Annotated in this window: 13 protein-coding genes and 2 pseudogenes; 10 read left to right on the top strand and 5 right to left on the bottom strand. The window is 42.1% G+C overall.

Going from position 1 to position 20,838, the window contains the following annotated elements; all coding sequences use genetic code 11:
* Positions 1-291: 291 nt before the first annotated feature.
* Positions 292-1,023 (top strand): BamJ family beta-barrel-assembly machinery protein, encoded by a 732-nt coding sequence (locus tag FQV37_RS12560; protein ID WP_160023449.1) that lies wholly within the window; start codon positions 292-294, stop codon positions 1,021-1,023.
* 138 nt (positions 1,024-1,161) lie between these two features.
* Here FQV37_RS12560 and argA read toward each other — a convergent pair whose 3' ends face one another.
* Positions 1,162-2,484: an amino-acid N-acetyltransferase gene (argA, locus tag FQV37_RS12555; protein WP_057762129.1), complete on the bottom strand. Its 1,323-nt coding sequence runs from the start codon at positions 2,482-2,484 to the stop codon at positions 1,162-1,164.
* 398 nt (positions 2,485-2,882) lie between these two features.
* Here argA and FQV37_RS12550 point away from each other — a divergent pair, with 398 nt between their 5' ends.
* Positions 2,883-3,464: a hypothetical protein gene (locus FQV37_RS12550; protein ID WP_160023447.1), complete on the top strand. Its 582-nt coding sequence runs from the start codon at positions 2,883-2,885 to the stop codon at positions 3,462-3,464.
* Positions 3,465-3,638: 174 nt separating this feature from the next.
* Here the strand turns inward: FQV37_RS12550 and FQV37_RS12545 are convergent, their stop codons facing one another.
* Complete coding sequence (locus FQV37_RS12545) at positions 3,639-4,643, bottom strand: patatin-like phospholipase family protein (protein WP_160023445.1); 1,005 nt, start codon at positions 4,641-4,643, stop codon at positions 3,639-3,641.
* A 237-nt stretch (positions 4,644-4,880) separates the two neighbouring features.
* Between FQV37_RS12545 and recG the strand changes: the two genes are divergently transcribed.
* From recG to ahr, 6 genes and pseudogenes are all read left to right on the top strand, one after another.
* Positions 4,881-7,232, top strand: a complete 2,352-nt coding sequence (gene recG / locus FQV37_RS12540; protein ID WP_160023443.1) for an ATP-dependent DNA helicase RecG — start codon at positions 4,881-4,883, stop codon at positions 7,230-7,232.
* A 524-nt stretch (positions 7,233-7,756) separates the two neighbouring features.
* On the top strand, positions 7,757-9,064 hold the full coding sequence (locus FQV37_RS12535) for an efflux RND transporter periplasmic adaptor subunit (protein ID WP_160023441.1): 1,308 nt from the start codon (positions 7,757-7,759) through the stop codon (positions 9,062-9,064).
* Positions 9,061-12,150: an efflux RND transporter permease subunit gene (locus FQV37_RS12530; RefSeq protein WP_160023439.1), complete on the top strand. Its 3,090-nt coding sequence runs from the start codon at positions 9,061-9,063 to the stop codon at positions 12,148-12,150. Before FQV37_RS12535 ends, FQV37_RS12530 begins: the two co-directional genes overlap by 4 nt.
* A gap of 84 nt (positions 12,151-12,234) precedes the next feature.
* Positions 12,235-12,945, top strand: a complete 711-nt coding sequence (locus FQV37_RS12525) for an AraC family transcriptional regulator (protein WP_160023437.1) — start codon at positions 12,235-12,237, stop codon at positions 12,943-12,945.
* A gap of 89 nt (positions 12,946-13,034) precedes the next feature.
* Entirely contained in the window at positions 13,035-13,970 is a 936-nt protein-coding gene (locus tag FQV37_RS12520; RefSeq protein WP_160023435.1) for a DMT family transporter, read from the top strand.
* A gap of 284 nt (positions 13,971-14,254) precedes the next feature.
* Positions 14,255-15,256, top strand: a pseudogene (gene ahr / locus FQV37_RS12515) (NADPH-dependent aldehyde reductase Ahr).
* A 456-nt stretch (positions 15,257-15,712) separates the two neighbouring features.
* On the opposite strand, the gene FQV37_RS12510 reads toward ahr, so the two are convergent.
* Positions 15,713-17,002, bottom strand: coding sequence for a hypothetical protein (locus tag FQV37_RS12510; RefSeq protein ID WP_160023432.1), 1,290 nt, complete (start codon positions 17,000-17,002; stop codon positions 15,713-15,715).
* A gap of 84 nt (positions 17,003-17,086) precedes the next feature.
* Between FQV37_RS12510 and FQV37_RS12505 the strand changes: the two genes are divergently transcribed.
* Positions 17,087-17,296, top strand: a complete 210-nt coding sequence (locus FQV37_RS12505) for a helix-turn-helix domain-containing protein (RefSeq protein ID WP_160023430.1) — start codon at positions 17,087-17,089, stop codon at positions 17,294-17,296.
* Between the two features lie 104 nt (positions 17,297-17,400).
* Here the strand turns inward: FQV37_RS12505 and FQV37_RS12500 are convergent, their stop codons facing one another.
* Entirely contained in the window at positions 17,401-18,540 is a 1,140-nt protein-coding gene (locus FQV37_RS12500) for a DUF3800 domain-containing protein (protein ID WP_160023428.1), read from the bottom strand.
* 69 nt (positions 18,541-18,609) lie between these two features.
* Positions 18,610-19,434 carry an abortive infection family protein gene (locus tag FQV37_RS12495; RefSeq protein WP_160023426.1) on the bottom strand — a complete coding sequence of 275 codons (825 nt, stop codon included), beginning with the start codon at positions 19,432-19,434 and terminating at the stop codon, positions 18,610-18,612.
* Positions 19,435-19,650: 216 nt separating this feature from the next.
* Between FQV37_RS12495 and FQV37_RS12490 the strand changes: the two are divergent.
* Positions 19,651-20,751, top strand: a pseudogene (locus tag FQV37_RS12490) (type IIL restriction-modification enzyme MmeI); the annotation flags it as partial.
* Positions 20,752-20,838: the final 87 nt, after the last annotated feature.

Here is a 20,838-nt window from a genome sequence, read left to right as displayed (position 1 = left end):
TATATTACAGTGACTTCGCTATCGATATCTGCTTATTTTTGATAAAAATTAACGCTCGGTTACTTATCTCCTCAACTAATTCAGCTTAGCTGATGTATTGATGGATTTAAAGACAGAAAGCTTTACCTGTTACTATATTTGTGTGATAACTTGTTATTATGATAGAAGATATTAACATAGACTATACATTGACCCGATAATTTCGTGCAAAGCGTAGTTCCCAAAACTAAGATTTGTTATTATAGAGGAATGTGACATCTCGCCACTATTCTTACAATTAGAGAGTACTTTATGAAAAAAATCACTACTTTAGGCGTTAGTGCACTTGCTAGCGCTATGTTGTTAGTAACAGGCTGTAGCACCAACAATGGCAATCAAGAAACAGCCGCTCAAAGCGTTTCCATTACTGAACAAAGCTCAGCTAGTGAAAAAGTAGGTTATAGCTTAGGTTTCATGATGGCAGAAGGTAATAAAGACGCTGTCAAAGATCTAGACCTAAATACTTTTGAACAAGGCTTCCGTGATGGCTACGAAGGCAATGAATCAGCATTGACCCAAGAGCAAATGCAACAAGTATTGATGGACTATCAAAAAGAGCAAGAAGAGCAATTCGTTAAAGACATGGAAACCAAAGCGACAGAAAATAAAGCCGCTGGTACTGCATTCTTAGCAGAAAACGCCAAAAAAGAAGGCGTTAAGCAAACAGAGTCTGGTTTACAGTATAAAGTTATCAAAGCAGGTACTGGTAAATCACCAAAAGCAACTGACGTGGTTGAAGTAAACTACGAAGGTAAATTGCTTGATGGTACGGTATTTGACAGCTCTTATGAGCGTGGTGAGCCAATCGAGTTTCCACTAAACCAAGTAATCGCTGGCTGGACTGAAGGTCTACAGTTGATGAAAGAAGGCGGAAAATACGAGTTCTATATCCCATCAGACATCGCTTATGGCGAAGCGGGTAACGCTGGTATCGAGCCAAACAGCACGCTTATCTTTACTGTTGAGCTATTAAAAGTAAAATAAGTATCTAAAGCAAAATTATTAGTTTAGGTACTTAGCCTACAAAAAAGCCTTCATATAATTATGAAGGCTTTTTTACGACTAATATTTTACCTCAGATTGATATCGAGCTTACAAAGCCGATATCAAGTTGGTGATAAATCATAGATTTTTTTGAAAGACTTTAGAGTTACGGCCATTATGGTATTTCTCTAAACGTGCTTCAGGTAAAGCGCTGGCTTCAACCTCAGCAAAGCCTTGCTCGACGAACCAATGGGCAGTACGAGTGGTCAAAACAAATAACTTGTACAAGCCATGGCTACGCGCTTGCTGTTCTAGAAACGCTAACAAATCTGCGCCGCGGCTACCACTACGATACTCAGGACGTACGGCAACACAGGCAACTTCCGCTGACTCTGAATCTAGCGTATGCAATGCTGCACAGCCCAAAATCATACCATCACGCTCAATCACACTATAGTTGTCAATCTCTTGCTCCAAGCGCTCACGTGAGCGGCTGACCAAGATGCCTTGCTCTTCTAGAGGTGACAACAGCTCAATAAGACCAACCACGTCATCGATATTAGCACGGCGAATTTCTTCATAAGGGTCATGGCTAATCAGCGTACCAGAACCATCACGTGTGAATAGTTCTTCTAGTAATGCGCCGTTTTTGGCATACGAGATAATATGCGTGCGATGCACGCCTTGACGACAGGCCAAACTTGCACAGTTCAAGAAATAATTGATTTCACAATTTAGATCACGATCACGTAAGAAACGATCAACTTCGTTTGGAATCATTTCACGTAATAAACGATCGTCGTCGTTGATACCTGCTTCTTCACCTAAGAATATAAGCTTGTCAGCCCCCAGTGCTACAGCAGCGCTTAGGGCAACATCTTCCGCTAATAAGTTAAATACTTCGCCAGTCGCAGAGTAGCCCATCGAGCCTAAAACAACGATATGGTCGTGAAGCAGGTTATTTTTGATGGCTTCCACATCGATAGAACGCACTTCACCCGTCATTTGGTAATCAATACCTTCACGGATACCGTATGGACGCGCTGTCACAAAATTACCCGATATCGCATCGATACGCGAACCATACATCGGAGAGTTGGCCAGCCCCATTGATAGCTGAGCTTCAATCTGTAAACGAATAGCACCAACGGCTTGTAAGATAGATGGCATCGCTGCACGTGGCGTAATACGGATGTCTTGATGTAGCGGCGATTCAATGTTAGCGTCTTTTAAGTTCTTTTCAATTTGCGGTCGTGCCCCGTGTACCAGTACCAGCTTGATACCCAAGCTATGCAACAAGGCAAAATCATGAATAAGTGTGCTGAAGTTCGCATGATTGACCGCTTCACCACCAAACATGATCACGAAAGTTTTGCCGCGATGGGTATTAATGTAGGGTGCAGAGTTACGGAACCAATGGACGTATTCAGGGTTAATCTGGGGCATGGAGCTAGTAGTCATAATGGGAGCAGTAGTCGTTAGAATAAGAAAAGGGGCGCAGCAAAAAAATGCCTAACGCTAAAGATTTACCATAGCAAAAAACGCGGTTATGAGCTATCTTTTATTTCAGCTGTATTCAAGCCTTCTTATTGCCAGTCGCTGATATACACAACCTCAACACTGGGTTAATGTACGTACAAATGCTTTTTGTTATGCTAAGCGCTATTGCTTTACAGATGCTGAGCGAAGATAATCAGGTTAGATAAGTGAGTTCATGTTTTTCATAGATTGTACGAACTATTTCACAGCGATATCTTATATACATCGTAATGCGTTTTATCTGTTGAACAAATTATAAAAATAACTTAAGTTGCACCATCTGTGTTTTACCGATATATCAACCAGGGATAATGAAAATCATGAAAAAAAGTAACCAGTTTGCTAGCCCGTTCAGTGCTTGGAGCGGCCACCGCTTATTTCACGTTGTTGCCGGTACGCTTATCGGTGCAATGGTAGTCACACAAGCCTCAGCGATGCTACCAACACCAGAGCAAGCAGTTGATAGTTCAATGGCAATGCAGGCAAGTGCGAGCAGCAATTCAAGTGCTCAGGCCGTTAATAGTAGAATCACAGCGTCGTTGGTCAGCGTTGATGCCAATGGTCAAGAAGTGCTCGTCCCTGTAGATACCAATACTCGTTTACAGTCAGGCAATGTATTGGAATATCAAGGGTACTTTACCAATACCAATGCAGATCGCGTACGTAAAATGACCGTTACGATGAGTATTCCAGAGCAGGTAGAACTACTAAAAACGGTTGCTCCTGAATTCCCATATGGCAGTGTAGATGGCAATAGTTTTGCTCGTATGCCACTACGTACCAAAGTAGATAATCAACTACAAGACGTCGCGCTTAAGTACTATAAAGCGGTACGTTGGGACCTAGAGGGCGTAGGTCTAAATGATACCGTCGCTGTAAAATATCGCGCGCGCGTTAAATAGTCCTGAATTTTTGGATTAGAATTTAGCCAGCATTGATGTAGTTAGCACTGAAAACTATCCATTTAGTGCTGAAAGCTATCAATAAAAAAGCACCACAGTTTATAGCTGCGGTGCTTTTTTATGGTGTGTTAGGACGTTTGATAATTTTGCTGATAAGTAAGTAAAAGTACTCAATTACAGCGTGGTATATTGGCTACTAGATTTCTCTTGGATAAGTTGTTTGATAGCATTGATTTGTGGCGTTGTAGCTTGAGCGCCTGCTTGTATTAGACTGCGTCGCTGCCTAGTATCTATTGAACTGTTACGACCGACATTGGGAGTAATAACAATATCTGCTCGATTCTGCTCGCTCTGTTTTGACGCGGAGCGCTTAGCAGGCAGGTTAGTAGCTATAATATTGGTTTCGAGAAAGCCCCAAAAGTCACTCAATGAGTTCATAGTCGGTATTTGATTATTAGTACTACCACTGCCTTGAGCTCCCGTCACATCTACAGCAATGACAATATCAGCACCTAAGTCATAGGCGCTATCTACTGGTACTAAACTGACCACACCACCATCGATATATTTTTTACCGACCTTTTCAGGAATGCGCGGGGCAATAAAAATATTGGGTACGCTACAGGACGCTTGTACGGCAAGCCCAGCGTCACCAGTGGTAAAGATCGCTTTCTTCAGTGTGTGTTTTTCTGCTGCGATTGCCGCAAAAGCAATAGGGAAATCCTCTATAGCACGCGCATTCACTTTGCTATTGATAAAGTTTTTTAACTTAATACCTTCGATAAATCCTTGATTGGACAAGGTAAAGTCTGTGAGCTGGCTATCAGTAGTAGTCAATGCCAATTGCTCAAGCTGGGCAGGCGTGTAACCACTGGCGTACAAGCTGCCAATCAAACTCCCCACACTTGTACCGACCACCAATGTTGGTTTGATACCGTTTTCCTCTAGAGCTTTGATGACGCCCACATGGGCAAACCCTTTTGCACCGCCACCACCCAACACCAGTGCGACAGTAGGGGCTTTAATAACAGGCTCTGGAGTTTTGGGAGTAGTAGATGTCAACGTGCTACACGCACTAATATACAAACCGAGAATAGGTATTAAGCTCAACCTCAGTAGTTTTAGATTATGACGAATTAAGTTATGAAGCAACTGACGAGGCAAAATAGAAACAAGCATAGAAAAACACCTTATGAAATTGCCAGAATTCAAAAAATAAGACATCAGTTATTGGTATGATGAGGAGAAGCGGTTTATCTATAGTAGATGGACTGTATAGGTGCTATTTTACTAAATAGCCTAGCATAAGCAATTGTATTGTCAGCTATAATGAAATGAGTGGACTTTTTTATACGTACTATTAAAAATGCTCGATTTAGCATACAAAAATTAAAAATAATATTGTTAGGATCTTTAATGCCAATATCGGAGAGTCATGCCTCAGCCAACTCATTAGATCACTTTAGATCTGACATACCGTTGTCAGCACTAGATATGCCAGTGTCTGCGCTAGCAGGTGTAGGGGTAAAAGTCGCAGAGCAGTTGGCGCAATTGAATATCAAGCGGATATTCGATTTGCTATTACATTTGCCCCGTGATTATGAAGATCGTAGTCGACTGGTATCAATCGCTGATGTAGAGCATGGACAATCAGCGCTAATTACTGGTCATATCGTTCATGTCGATACCAAGCGCAGTGGGATGACTGTGACGGTGGACGATGATACGGGTACGATATCGTTACGGTTTTTTAAGGTCTATCGCGGTCTGGTACAGACCATGAATTTGGGAACGCGCTTACAGCTATTTGGTGAGGTCAAAGTCAGCCGCTACGGTAAGCAGATACATCACCCTGAATATCAAGTTATCACTGACAATACCGTCATGACCGATATGGGATTGCAGCCTATTTATCCTACTGTCAAAGGTTTACATCAAAACAAGCTGCGCACTTTAATTAAACTGGCATTGCAAACGGTTCGGAGCCAAGGTCTGCCGATGACATTGTTTACGGCTGAAGATTTTGCAGTTGTATCCGATTTGCCATTAGTGCCTTTTGAGCCATCCAAATCAGCGGTGTCAGAGGCCGAATATACCGAAGATATTTTTTCGACGTTAGCACGCAGTGTGCCTGATAATGCTCTTGGCAATAGCGTATACAAACCCAATCCTTCTAACTATCAGGCAGATAATGACATACATAACGTCGCTGCCAGTATTGCTCAGCACAATGTCTATAATTTAACGATATTTGAAGCATTGGTGCTGCTGCATACGCCGCCTACTTATACCAGCGCGTCTCAGCAATACAAACTATTCACTCAACTCAGTGCCCGTACGCATGCTGCTTGTCAGCGCTTGATTATTGAAGAGTTGACTGCGCATCAGCTCAGTTTGCTATATCGTCGCCAGCAGCTACATCAGCATAAAGCGCCTAAATGCACTACCAATAGTCCTCTTGCTGACAAGCTGTTTTCTGCATTGCCTTTTGATTTAACGGGTGCGCAAAAAAGAGTGATGAAAGACATCACTGCGGATATGGCAACCTCAATTCCGATGCTACGACTGGTACAGGGTGATGTGGGTGCTGGCAAGACATTGGTTGCAGCAGGAGCAGCGGGTTATGCGCTCGATAGTGGCTGGCAGGTCGCGGTAATGGCACCGACTGAGATTTTAGCAGAGCAGCATCTACTGAATTTTAAGCAATGGTTTGAGCCATTAGGTATTGGTGTCGGTTGGCTTGCCGGTAAGCAAACGGCCAAACAGCGCCGCGAAGCGTTGGAAGCAGTCGCGGAAAATACCGTACAAGTGGTGGTCGGTACTCATGCACTGTTTCAGGAGCAAGTTCAGTTCGCTAAGTTAGGCTTGGTTATCATTGATGAGCAGCATCGATTCGGTGTTGAGCAGCGTATGGCATTGACTAATAAAGGCGTGGCTAATAGTACCCCGCACCAGCTAATCATGACCGCGACACCGATTCCAAGAACCTTAGCGATGAGTGTCTATGGCGATATGGATACCTCAATCATTGATGAGTTGCCACCGGGGCGTACCCCAATTACGACGGTAACTATCGATCGCAATCGACGCGATGAAGTCATAGAACGTATCGCGATTAATTGCGAAGCGGGCAGGCAAGCGTACTGGGTATGCTCACTGGTAGAGGCGTCTAGTGTCTTGGATGCGCAGGCAGCCGAAGCCACTTATGAGGACTTAAATGAACGTCTAGATATTCGTATTGGACTGGTGCATGGCAAGATGAAATCTGCCGATAAGCAAGCCATCATGCAAGAGTTCAAAGCAGGTAATTTAGACTTGTTGATTGCGACAACTGTCATCGAGGTGGGAGTCGATGTGCCCAATGCGTCGCTCATGGTTATCGAAAATGCAGAGCGTTTGGGGCTATCACAATTGCATCAGCTGCGCGGGCGAGTCGGACGTGGCTCGACCAAAAGCTTCTGTGTACTGTTATATCAAAAGCCACTATCGGAGACAGGTACTGAGCGACTAAATGTCCTACGCGATAGTACCGATGGCTTCGTCATTGCTCAAAAAGACTTAGAGCTACGTGGGCCAGGAGAGCTGTTAGGCAAACGTCAAACAGGTAACGTTGGCTACTATTTGGCTGATCTGATCCGTGATGAGCAATTATTTGCCATTGCTCAACGGTTAGCGAAGCATTTGATAGCAGACCCTGCGCGAAAAACAGATGTCAGTCAACTGATTCATCGCTGGATGCCTGAAGCAAGTCGCTATACCAATGCTTAGTGCTTAGTATCCAGTGTCTAGTAATCAGTGCTTAGTATTGGTATCGGTAAGTGGGTTCAGTATGTCATTGAACCTAGCTCTGGATATAATCAAATAGTATGGCCACAACGTTAAAATTATTTATAGACGATACTCAATCCATAGTCAGTCGTTGAATACATCAGAGATTCAACAGCTGGCTATACGCGCTCTGATTTCTTTAAATTGGTAGATATACCTTTAATACTGCATATATATTCGGTCTAAGTTTCAATTAAAATTATGAACGCTAGACGCTATATATAAAAATAAGGTGATGACTAAATATATGCTATTCTCGATAATTTGATGGACTATTATAATAATAAACAGTGCTTTAGAGAACATCGTAATACTCTCTGTAAGTAACGCTCATAGCCCTATATCAGGCTATCCAAAAATTGCTTCGATTGCGTGCCACTTTTTATTATTGCTGTGACTGATTGATATTTTTAGTCATTCTATATCGAGTATTTCAATATTGACTGTACCTACAGAGAGTTATCATGAGCGATTTTGAAGAAACCCATTCTAAGCCGTCAGCTGAATCTGAGCTGCCGCCGTATCGTCAAACTGACACTTTATCTCAAAGGCCATCTGCGAAACCACCAATATGGTTATGGCCCGTGTTGGCAGCCGTGCTAGTGGTTGGGGTGCTGCTTGGCAAGTATTGGGGCAATGATAGTAATTCAGCTACAGATGAGTCAGCAGCTTCTAATTCTGTCGCAAACGATCAGGTAACTGGTAGCGATGCCAGTATTGAGCAATCAGTACTCTCAGTAGAGACGGTCAGTCCAAGCCAAGATGATATCGGCAGCACGCTCAGTGCCGATGGAACCATCAATGCTAAGGACACTGCGAACGTCAGTGCAAAAGTCAATGGTGTGGCTATTGAGCGTATCTTGGTCGAAGAAGGCGACCGCGTCAGAGCAGGTCAAGTTTTAGCCGTGTTCGACACCGATGCTATGGAGCAGCAAGTGCTACAGGCGCAAGCAGATGTCGCAGAAGCGGAAGCTACCCTTGCCAATGCTAGTGCTGACGCTGCACGTGTGTTGCCATTGATCGATATCGATGCCATCAGCAAACAAGAAGCCGATCGCTACCGTACCTCGGAAGTCCGTGCCAAAGCTTCTTTGCAAGCATCCAAAGCTCGTTTGAGCAATCAGCGTTTAACATTAGAGAACGCAAAAGTCGTCGCTCCTGTCAGCGGTATTATCAGTGAAAAAATGGTAGAAGTTGGGCAGGTGGCAGGTGGCAGGTTGGCAGGTGGAGATCCATTATTTACGATTATCAAAGGCGGCGTTTTGGAATGGCGAGCAGATATAGATCCTAAGCTTGTCGGTGATATAAATGTCGGTACGCCTGTACAAGTCAGCCTACCCGGTGGTGATACAGTGATGGGGCAGGTAAACCGCATCGCACCTACCGCAGACAACAACCGCCAAATTACGATTTATGCCAGCCTAGCTGCCAACTCAAAGATACGTGCAGGCATGTATCAAACAGGCGAATTCCTATTAGGAAGTACCAGTACGCAAACGATTCCTAATAGCGCCGTGGTCAGCAATGATGGTTATGATTATGTGATGCTCGTTACCGAATCGACTACTCGAGACGATCGGTCGATGGGACGTATCAAGCAGCAGCGAGTGACATTGGGTGAGCGATTGGGCGAGAGCGTAGCAATGCTAGAGCCTTTGCCAAGTGACAGTCGTATCGTAAAACAGGGTGGTAGCTTCTTAAATGATGGTGACCTAGTGCGCGTTGTTGATGGTGTGGCTCAAACCAGTAAGCCAGCGCAGGCACAGCCATGAGCTTAAACGTCTCCGCTTATTCGATAAAGAACCCGCTCGTTGCTATCTTGCTGTTTGTGCTGCTGACGCTGGGCGGCATTTACGGTTTCATGAAAATGAAAGTCCAGCAGTTTCCGGACATAGATTTGCCAGCGGTGGTAGTCACGGTCACGCTACCGGGTGCTGCGCCGTCGCAACTCGAAAACGATATCGCCAAAAAGATTGAAAATAAACTGACCAGTATCGAAGGCGTGAGTCATATTCGCACCACGCTACAGACGGGTGCGGCAACCATTGCCACTGAATTTACCTTAGAAAAAGACATTCAAGAAGCGGTAGACGATGTGCGGTCAGCAGTCGGCGAAGTACGGGGTGATCTACCAGCTGCGGCTAATGATCCTATTATTACTAAAGTATCTACTGCTGGGTTTCCAGTCGTTACGTACTCTGTCGCTGCTGAAAATATGAGCGTGGAGGATTTATCGTGGTTTGTCGATGATACTGTTACCAAACGACTATCTGACATACCAGGCGTTAGTACCGTGAGCCGTGTTGGCGGGCTACAGCGTGAAATTACAGTTGCTGCCGACCCAATTGCGTTAAGTGGTCTAAAGTTTTCTATTTCGCAATTATCGCAGCAAATCGCTGGTATCCAGCAAGACAGCTCTGGTGGGGAAGCGGAAGTTGGTAATACTACTCAGACCATCCGTGTTCTCGGTGCCGTTGAGCGCGCAAATGAGTTAAACGATTTGCAAGTGGCTGTTCCTACGGGGGGCACACAAGCTTTAGGTCGTATGGCAGAAATCACTGACGGCGCAGCAGATCCAAGCTCGATTGCTAAGCTGGACGGTCAAACCGTGGTGGCATTTAACATCACTCGCTCGCGCGGTGCCAGTGAAGTCGATGTGATGGAGCTGGTTGATGAGGAGCTTGCCAAGCTGACAGCGGATGTCGGTAATATCAGTATTGAAAAAGTCTATGACCGAGCGACACCCATTGCAGAAGATTATGAAGCCTCATTAAGAATGCTCATCGAGGGTGGTCTGTTGGCTGTAGTGGTAGTCTTCCTGTTTTTGCGCAATATTCGCGCGACTATTGTTGCTGCGGTTGCTTTGCCATTATCAGTGATTCCAACCTTTTTAGGTATGTATCTGTTTGGCTTTAGTCTTAATATCATCTCACTACTGGCATTATCATTGGTCATTGGGGTGCTGGTCGATGATGCAATCGTTGAGGTCGAAAACATCATACGTCATCTACGTATGGGTAAGACGCCTTATGAAGCGGCGATGGAAGCCGCTGATGAAATCGGTCTGGCCGTTGTCGCTACTACGTTTACTTTGATTGCGGTGTTTTTACCAACGGCCTTTATGGGCGGTATCGTTGGACAGTTTTTCCGTCAGTTTGGTTGGACGGCTGCCTTATCAATTTTTGCCTCGCTGATGGTGGCGCGCCTGATTACCCCTATGATGGCAGCTTATATCTTGCGACCTGAGAAAAAGCACGTCGAAAAACAAAGCGCGATGATGAAGTACTATCTTAAGATTGTGTCTTGGACCCTACATCATCGCTGGATAACCATGGGTGCAACGCTTGTTTTATTTGTGGCATCGCTAGCTTTGGTTAAGCTGCTACCTACGTCATTTATCCCTGATAATGATATCGATCAAACTCGAGTGGCTATTGAGCTGACACCTGACGTCTCTTTGGAAGATACTGAGCGCGTGGCGGCGCTAGCAAGTGATCGTATTTTGGCTATGCCTGAGGTGACTAATATTTTTACTTCAGTGGGAGAGGCGCAGGCGTCGATGGGTGCGTCAGATGGTGGCGGCGGTAAGGCTGAAAACATTGCCGGTTTGGATATTGTGCTTGCACCGCGTGCAGAACGAGGCACCAAGCAAGAGATAGAGCGCAAAATTAGTAAGCTAATGACAGAAGTGCCAGGAGCACGGTTTACAGTTGGGCTATCGAGTGGTGGTGAAAGTGGCTATAACTTTTCATTAACCAGTACCAATCCGCAACTGCTTGAACAAACTGCACAAAAAATAATGTCTGAGATTCGAGGTCTGCCAAGCGCAGGCGCTGTGACCAGTGATCGCAGTTTGCCACGCCAAGAGCTAACAGTAACGCCAGATAGATTGGCAATGGCTGATAAAGGGGTGACCACGCAAGATATCGCTACGACTCTACGTGTGGCGACCGTAGGCGACTACGAGCAGCAATTGTCCAAGCTCAATCTTGATACGCGCCAAGTACCAATCGTCGTACGTCTACCAGATGTAGCTAAGCAAAATGTTAATCAGCTAGAAGGTTTGTACGTGCCGAGTACTATGCCTGCAGGTCAAGGCGTACGCGTCGGTGAGGTTGCTACGCTAGACTTTGGCACTGGGCCTGCGCAGATTAGTAGATTGGATCGAGAGCGTGCTATTAGTATTACGGTACAACCTGCGAGTGGCGAGCTTGGCGATTTGGTACAAGCGGTCAAAGCAGTGCCGACCATGCAGCAACTGCCGCCTGCGATTACCATCATCGATCAGGGTCAAGCCGAAAACATGGCAGACCTTTTCAGTGGCTTTATCATTGCGATGTCCGTCGGTGTGGTTTGTATTTTAGGTGTGCTGATTCTACTATTTGGTCGTTTGTTGCAGCCTTTTACCATTTTAATGGCGTTACCTCTGTCGATTGGTGGGGCGTTTGTCGGCTTGGTTATTACCAATAGTAGCTTATCGATGCCGTCGATGATTGGTTTTATTATGCTCATGGGTATTGCGACCAAAAACTCTATTCTATTGGTCGATTACGCGTTGATTGCCCAGCGCCGAGGGCTGGCACGCTTTGAGGCTATTGTAGATGCATGCCGCAAGCGTGCACGGCCTATTATCATGACGACCATTGCGATGGGTGCAGGTATGCTGCCATTAGTATTTGGTTGGGGCGATGCAGATCCTACCTTTAGACGACCGATGGCAGCAGCGGTATTGGGTGGTCTAGTAACCTCTACGCTATTGAGCTTGGTTGTTATTCCTGTCGTCTATACTTTGATGGATGATCTGTCTGGATGGTTTGCTAAATGGCTGGCTCCACATGGGAAACCTAGTGACCTCTAATAGTCACTTCTCATAGAGAGCTAAATAGCTAACCAACTAATGAGCCAAGACACGACACAATAATAGCAATCTGGAAAACGATGTATGATTAACACGCTCTCAATTAGGTCATATACTCGCCAAACTAGAGGACATTCTCATGACTTTCATCAGATTGTTTTGCCTTTGCGAGGGGCAATCAATATCGAAGTTGGGAGCTATACTGGAAAAGTTATCCCAAGCGAATGTGTTGTGGTTAAGGCAAATGAAAAACACTACTTTAGCGCTGAAGAGAATGCAAAGTTTATCGTTGTGGATACTGATCTGTTGCCAGAAAATGTGCTTCATTCATCACAAATTGTCTTTTCTATAAGTGCGCCATTGTTGGCATTTTTGGAGTTTTCAGAAAGTCAGTTAAGATATCAAATCAATCCTGAAGTCGAGAGACTGATGTTTGATACCTTTTATAAGCTCCTAGAACAACAAAATCTATTTGTGCAATATGACGCTCGAATTAGAGAAGTCGTCGCATATATTCACCACAATTTTGCTAAGAGCCTTTCTATCGAAGTGTTGGCGGATATCTCTTGTCTCAGTGCTACACAGTTTAAAAAGAACTTCAAATCGCAAACAAACCAAACCGTCACTGAATACATCACAAGGATCAGAATGCAAAAGGCGCAAGCTTTGTTACTACATACTGATTCACCTATCGCTATCATAGCCGAACTGGTTGGTTATACGGATGTTAGTGCTTTTAGCCGCCGATTTTCTAAATATTTCGGTATTGCTCCTTCCAAATTAAAACACGTCTAACCAGACATGCAAACCGTCTAATCTGCACAAATAGTAGTCTATAACCCTCTATAATAATGTTATTCATTATAACGTTAGAGGTAGCTACTATGCTGCAGAATAAATCTAGTCTAAGTGCTATTTTATGTGTGATAGCTGCCAGTGTCCTTTGGGGAACGACAGGTACAGCCTCTGCTTTTATACCTGACGTTAGTCCATTAGCCGTTGGTGCATTTTCCATGGGGGTGGGTGGTGTATTGCTAGTATTGAATGCTAAGAATAATTTATTAAGCGATAGACAGAAACTACTTTCTAAACCCAGTCTCTTATTTATCGGTAGCCTATGCGTTGCTATCTATCCTTTGGCTTTTTATTCCTCTATGAGATTGGCTGGTGTCGCTATTGGTACAGTGATCTCAATTGCCAGTGCACCATTTTTCACTTTTATCATGGAGCGTCTGATTAGCAATAAAAGAGTCACTAGTCGATGGGTGGTAAGTTTTATATTTGGTGTGGTTGGCGTCATTTTGCTAACCTTGGGAAAAACCCAATATTTGGATATAAACGCACAAGCAAATAATCGAATACTAGGCGTGTTGTTAGGGTTAGTTGCAGGATTGACCTATGCCACATACTCATGGACAGCACGTCAGATGATAGAGAACGGGGTAAACTCGAAATCAGCGATGGCAAGCATGTTTGGTCTGTCGGCGATCTTATTGTTGCCATCATTATTATTAACAGGGGAAAACCTGTTTTTAGATGCAAAACATATAAGCGTTGCCCTATATTTGGCAATTGCGCCGATGTTCTTTGGTTATTTACTTTTTGGTCAAGCGTTGAGAGTGATTGAGGCGAGCAAAGCGACGCTTATCACGTTATTAGAACCTATTGTGGCCACTATATTGGCTATCATTATAATCGGTGAAACATTCTCTCCTATCGGCTGGCTAGGAATGTCACTCATGATAATCTGTCTCTTGCTGCAAGTAATAAAGACGCCAAAACTGACAGGTTATCGAGGAAGGCGTGCACTGTACAAGTAACAAAGCAATATAAGTAACAAAACAATGTTGCTGATAACAAGCAGTATTTTTGATGAGTGACTGCCTACTAAGTATGACTCTTTGTATGACGTTAGTCTAAAACTGGTAAGTTGAATGGATTAAGTGGGTCAGTCTTTGCTATAGTCTGTCCAATCAAATTTATTGAAGAAATTGTTTATATCTTATAGCGCTATTTTAATTTTACTAACATATTAATAGCTTCTAGAACGATAAACCAATCGCTATAAACTAATCTTTAAAAAACTAGAAAATAAGGAATAATTATGATTAACGCATATGCAGCAAAAGAGAAAGGTGGCAAATTTGAGCCTTATGAATATGACCCAGGTGCTCTAGGCGATCACGAAGTAGAAATCGAAGTACATAGCTGCGGTATCTGCCATAGTGATTTATCGATGTGGCAAAACGAATGGGGTATGACTTAATATCCGTTTGTCGGTGGGCATGAGGTTGCAGGTAAAGTCCTCAATAAAGGCAAGCACGTCAAGCATTTAGAGTTGGGCGACAAAGTCGGACTTGGTTGGCATAAAGGATACTGTAACGTCTGTGATCTATGCATCGATGGAGACCACAACCTATGCCCTGAGCAAGAAGGTACGATCATTGGTAATCATGGCGGCTTTGCAGATAAAGTACGCGCAAAAGATACTAGCGTCATCAAGATACCTGAAGGGCTTGATTTTAACGCGGTAGGACCACTGCTATGTGGCGGTATCACAGTGTTTAACCCACTTATGCAGTACGACATCAAACCAACTTCTAGAGTGGCTGCAATTGGTATTGGCGGCTTGGGTCATTTGGCATTGCAGTTTGCCAATGCGTGGGGCTGTGAAGTGACGGCATTTACCAGTGAATCAAAAATGGAAGAAGCAAAAGAGATGGGCGCTCACCATTCACTAAACTCAAGAGACGATAGCGAAATTGAAAAAGCCGCAGGTTCTTTTGATTTAATCATCTCAACAGTGAACGTTGATATGAACTGGGATGTCGTGATCAAGACGCTAAGACCAAAAGGTAAGCTACATTTTGTTGGACTGCTAGAAGCACCACTAGAGATATCGGCTGCACCAATGATTATGGCTCAAAACAGTCTATCAGGCTCGCCAGTTGGCTCACCAGCGACGCTGCGTAAAATGTTAGATTTTGCTGCGCGACATAATATTCAGCCAGTCACTGAAACGTATAAAATGTCTGAGATTAATGAAGCATTTGAGCGACTAGAGAGTGGTAATGCTCGCTATAGAGTGGTGCTAGAAAGAGACTAAACGTCGTTACAGGCAACTAAATGTAGCCACCAAATAAGCACAATAATAGTGATACTCTAGTGAATAGATAGAGTGTCACTATTTTTTTTGTATCGAAATTCTGCTTTTCACCAATTTTTAAAATATGCGGATTATTTGGAGCTGGATCTAAGTATCTTTATTTAATTTTTGCTCAGGCAATTATTACTACTTTTTTAAATTGCTAGTAGGTCGTTTTAAAATCGTAAAAAACCCCTGCTACTGAGTTCACAATAGCAGGGGTAAATATGTCAGCGAGTAATAAAGTATCATCCTAACATACTCGTAAACTATTGATTTTATTATACAACATTTTATACAGAAAATAATAAAGTGTCATCCTAGAAAAGTGCTTTTAATAAAAATTCTTCTTTTTAGAGTAATAAAGTATCATCCTAGAAAAGCTTCTAATATTAATGTTATTAACTCTAGAATACCTTAAGTCAGTTTCAAATAACTGACTGTAATTGAATAATCAGTATTTTGCACACCTCCTAGAGTTGCGTAACTTATTTGCTCTAAATCTTTCTGAGACCTATATGGACTGAATAGCTCATCAAGAGTGTGGTAAAAACCACCATCATCTATTCCAAATACATAATCAAAAAATACCTTAGCCATAGCAGACTGAGGATGACTGGCGTCACGAAAAGATTTATTGGTATGCCAACTTCCACTAGATATCTTACTGAAAACGCGTTCGATGTTACCTGAAATAGAGTTTGAAGCATGTCTTCGAGTAATACCTGGTTTTTGCACGTATGCAGCAGCATTTTCAACAGACTTCCAAATTACATAATGCATGGTCGATACAGAGCATTCAGCTAAACATGCTCTGAGAATGCTAATTAGCTTGTCACCGATAGGCGGTGCTAGATAGTTCAGTCTTGACCTAGTAATCAGGTAGCTTAAACACTCTCCTAGCTGTAGCTTTTCACACCAGCTCTTAAATTGACTATCCGCTACTAGAGCACTGGTATTTTTTTTAGATTTAGCGTTTATCAATATTTCAGTAAGATTCTCAATACTATAAGCAAACTCAAAGATCGCTTGATAGAAATCTATCTCTAGCTCTTTTTCTTCGTTGATAGTTACGTATTTGTAGCTATGTTCAGGAGCTAGTATAAGTAAATTCCGGTTAAAGAGATGATATAGTATCTCTTCATCTAATTTAGAGAACGGTGATAAAGGTAATGATAAATTGTCACGTAGAGAGACTGTATTCCTTAAATTATCTGCCCCTAAGCTCTTTACAGTTGCAGCAAGTAAAAGCCTATCTATTTCATTAAGCTCAGTTACCGAGGGGACCTCAGCTAATTGAGTGCCTCTGTAATCATTAACATATTTGAGAACTGCGTGTCTTCGTTCTTCTTCTAAATACTTTTGTTCAAGACGATACTCTAAGTACTCTTGATCCCTTCTTTTTTGAAGCGCTTCCCAACAATCATCACACCGCCATCTAATAGTATCCAATCGAGTTAGCTGTGAACGCGTATAGCAAATCTTAGTTTTACCGCAGTCTATGCATTGACAGTCTAGTACGACAAGATGGGCATTTATTTTAACGATACTAGGTATATCCTGATGCTTAATATTAAACTCTTGACCTATCTCTTTACAGGTATATATAAAACCACTTCGTTTATCGCCTTCTCTTAACCAGTACCTCTCACAGATAAGCTTATTAATTTCTGTTATATCTGACTGATACTCTAGTTTAGTTTTCACGCTTACCTCCTAATACCGACTATATCCCGTGGATATTGTAGCTTACCGCTGTGAGTATTGCTATCTTTAGCAGTGGTTAATGAAATGACAACAGATGATCGCATGATTGCCTTTGGAAAGCGTGTCCGTGAGGTACGAAAAGGCAAAGGAATATCCCAAGAAAGATTGGCGGAGATGGCAGGTATCGATCGAAGTTATATGGGAAATATAGAGCGCGGTGAGAAAAATATTACGTTGAAAAAGGCTTATGAGATATGCGATGCGCTGGAGATTGAGATACAAGATCTAATTTGAACCCCAGCGAACAATAATGTCTGACTCTTTCCCAAGCTTTATGTAAGAGGTCTAATTTCCTATAGGCCTTCAAATGGCTAATGATAAACGGTTATTTAGAGGTGCTATTTCTCTAAATGCGATTTTCTACGAGCTTCATCTTGCTCATAGAAAGCCTCTTTTCTCTCTAACTCTTCAGCAGTAAAACTGCTAATATCAGGCATATTTTGTTCAAAAAATTCCGACCAACGTTTGTCAATTATATTTAAGGATACATCACTTATTGAGAGCTCTCCTTTATTTGTTTGATCTTCGCATAACTGCTCTAATTCAGAAGCAATACTTTTATCTTCAATAATTCGCTTCATAATCCATAGGTAAACATCAACCAGTTCTAGGCCTGCACTTTCATCTCCTGGAGTACAAATAACTGGAACTTTAGGAAAATCTCTTAAGTCCATTTCTGGCATACCTAGTACACCTAAAGCATGTACATCGTTCTGTTTCTGATAAAAGTTATGAATATACTCTTGAGCTCGATTAAATTCTGACTGCCGATCTACGATTATCGCCTTTGCTTCAGTTGAGGTTGATTTTAACTTTTGATGAATTTCAAGGATTACTGACTGAAAACCGACTAGATTAGGTGATATTTGAAGAGACTGTTCCTTTGAAGATATGTTGTAGCATATTTCTGAAGGGTTTTTTATAACCCAATTCATTGCATCACTTATGAGCTCTTTCGCTCTTGCATCTGTCATCATACCTAAATTGTTTATCACGGATGAGCAGACGTTTATTAACTTCTTCTCAGCTTCTTGATCGTTAGTCTCTATGCGCGCTTCCCAAGCTTCTTTAGCCATATTCTCGTCAAATAATTCAGATAGTTTCAATAGTAGGGGATAACGAAGAGGTGTCCAGTAACTTGTCCAAGGTACGGTGGGATTTACGCCCTGGTCAAAAGCTTGGTCAAAAAACTGAATAATGGCATGGTCTGGTTTGTAGACTGTGTGGAGATCAAATCTTATGTCAAGATCTATTGCTAACTGTCTCAGAAAGGGAGCTATTTTCACTAACTCACCATTCCCTAATTGAGATGCATGAATTCTATCTACATTTAACATTGCCCGTAAGATTTTTAAGGCAGGCTCAGCCACTATATCAAGGTCTAGTGGAGAGCTTAAAACGCCATAGTAAAGTCTAGGCTGGGTAGTATCAAACAGGTTAAGGCCAGTATGACCGCTTTCATCAACATAAAAGTACATTTGAACTCCTAAGATTTTTATTTAAATTACGTACTAACTGAATATTTATCCTCGATAATCTATATGAAATTAAAATGGAATAAAATCATCATTTTTGGTATCTTTTGTTTTATCAAGAGCAGTCGCTGATTTAGTTTTTATGCTAGCCTCTAGCTTTTTTATAAAACGTATCGAAGCTGCTACATGGTTAAAAATAAGTAAGCTTTCCTCATAGTTTAATATTGGATTATCGTGGGCAAGACTTTTATTATTACGTACGTCGTTGAATGCTTCCAACACAGAAATACTAGTTCTTAATATGCGATCAGTCATAGCTGACTCAAGATGCCCATCTTCACGCAGTTTCTTTACGTACTCGCCAAAAACACTATTTAGCGGCTTATCAACGGTAATCTCAATGTTATAGCGCTCACAAGTAATACGCACAAGTTTGTTTACAAAAGTATGTAAACGATCCAATGCTGCCTCAGGCTGATTTTTATCTATGGCCTCACGGACGTGGTTAGCTACTATTTCAAAATCATAATCATCCGAAATAGCAGTTAAAGCATCTAACTCAGCCACAGGTTGATCGCTAAGCAGTCGCTTCGCGATATTTTGGCAGTTGGTGACTAATGAAGGATTACTATCACCAAAGCACTGCTCTTCATTAGCATATTCGATCAATCCTTCAATGACGCGTCCTAAAACATGATTATTAGCCACTGTCCAGAAAGTGCGCATCCGGTTCGCTTTTGATGTACCTCCTGTCTTGTACTGCTCATTATCTATCTCAACTCTATATTCATCAAAAAAATCACCAAAGGTACGGTCTGAAAAATTCAGAACATATCCACTTCCCATACCAAGTAGCTTTTCCAGTTTGCGACGTTCACTTCCACTAAGATCAGACATTTTCTCACTCTAAGTTCATAATTTAAGCATTGTAGTATAGTATTAATCTAACAAAAGTTAGATAGTATTTTGAGGTATAGCTATAATAGCTTTTCAGAACTAACTGACAAACATAAATCTACTAAAATTCTTATAAGCTTAATGTCTAATTCGTTAATAACGTATTAAAAAAACAGATTACCAAAATAGCTTTGAAGCTATTACAAAGGAAATAAAGTGAACGTAACCCAAATAGAAGAAACCGTTAAGAAGTTAGCTTCAGATGTCATTAGTAGTGCAGTTGACAAGGATCAATTCATATACGAGTTAATGGCAGCTTATGGGCATAGAAGGACGACAGTAAGCCGTATCAAGTCAGGGGAGCGTAACTTAGCTAAGGTCGCAGGGGAAGTCAGAGCCAAGCGGCATATCTATTTTAAGCACAGTGATAGCAATAAAGTGTTCTCAGACATCGATGACATGAAGAAAGAGCCTTCAGTTATACGAGAGAAGATACGCTTTATTATAGCAACTGATTTTAATCAGTTTGTAGCTGTGGATACACGTACTCATGACACACTTGATATTGAGTTTAGCGAGCTTGGTAAGCATTTTGACTTCTTCTTACCTTGGGCAGGTATGGAAAAAGCAGTATATCAAGGTGATAATCCAGCTGATGTAAAAGCAGCTGAGAAGATGGCCAAGCTGTTTGATTTGATTAAAGCAGATAATTTCAGTGAAGAAAATAAGAATGATACTGCCGCACTTCATAGTCTGAACGTATTTCTAACTCGCTTACTTTTTTGTTTCTTTGCAGAAGATACAGGCATATTTAAGGATAACCAATTCAGTGCTGAGCTTGAGTCTCATACCAAAGCAGATGGCTCTGATGTAGACAGTTACCTCAACCGTTTATTTGAGGTTTTAAATACTAGCAAAGAGAATCGTCACGATTTACCAGATTATTTGGCCAAATTTGAATACGTTAATGGTGGGTTATTTGCTGATACTATTGATTCACCAAAGTTTTCTACCAAGTCTCGCAGAATGCTCATTGAGTGCGGCAGTGAGTTAGATTGGTCAGGTATTAATCCTGATATCTTTGGTTCGATGATTCAAGCCGTCGTACATCCCGATCAGCGTGGCGGTATGGGGATGCACTATACATCAGTCATCAATATCATGAAGGTCATTGAACCACTGTTCTTGGATGGTTTGTATGCAGAGCTAGAGAATATTGTAGAGAATATTGATCTTAAGCAAAAATCTAGCCGTTTACGTAAACTTCATGATCGCATAGTTAATATCAAAATTTTCGATCCTGCTTGCGGTAATGGTTACATGAACACTTTAAATCCTACACAATATAGTCACTGCACTACAAAAGAGTTATGTTTTGGATGAATATCATAAAACAATTTAGAT

It is taken from the genome of Psychrobacter nivimaris (assembly GCF_009812035.1).
Lineage (GTDB): Bacteria > Pseudomonadota > Gammaproteobacteria > Pseudomonadales > Moraxellaceae > Psychrobacter > Psychrobacter nivimaris.
This window is presented reverse-complemented; position numbering and strand designations above follow the sequence as displayed.